The 383-nt window shown below is 38.6% G+C and carries 1 protein-coding gene; it reads left to right on the forward strand.

Features of this window, described 5'->3' with window-relative positions; all coding sequences use genetic code 11:
• The first annotated feature begins 57 nt into the window (after positions 1-57).
• Positions 58-279: a DUF5348 domain-containing protein gene (locus JQM82_RS16140; RefSeq protein ID WP_154322120.1), complete on the forward strand. Its 222-nt coding sequence runs from the start codon at positions 58-60 to the stop codon at positions 277-279.
• Positions 280-383: the final 104 nt, after the last annotated feature.

Below are 383 nucleotides of genomic sequence, written 5' to 3' on the forward strand. Positions count from 1 at the left end.
CAGATTAACGTCACTATTACTAAGTATAAAAGATAATTTTTCAGGAGGAATAATAGAATGAGCGAGAAACGAGAAGGTAATCTTTTTTATGACAAGGAAAGTGGACGTTATGATATCCGATTTGGAATGGAATCCTATTATGGAGGTCTGCATTGCGGAGAGTGTTTTGAAGTAAAAATTAATGATGTCTGGGTGCCGGTCCGGATTGAAATGGATGAAGACTGGTATCTGGTGGGACTGCCGCTGAAAAGGCTTGATGGATTAACCGTCCGGATGTGAAAGGAGTTTCAGATGGCAGCCGTGCAGAAAAGGAAGTATGAAAAACCAATGATAAAGTTTGTGACAGATATGAATATTATATTGGAATGTCTATATGAGGTGTA

The organism is Faecalicatena contorta, assembly GCF_021531995.1.
In the GTDB taxonomy this organism is placed as follows: domain Bacteria; phylum Bacillota; class Clostridia; order Lachnospirales; family Lachnospiraceae; genus Dorea_A; species Dorea_A contorta_A.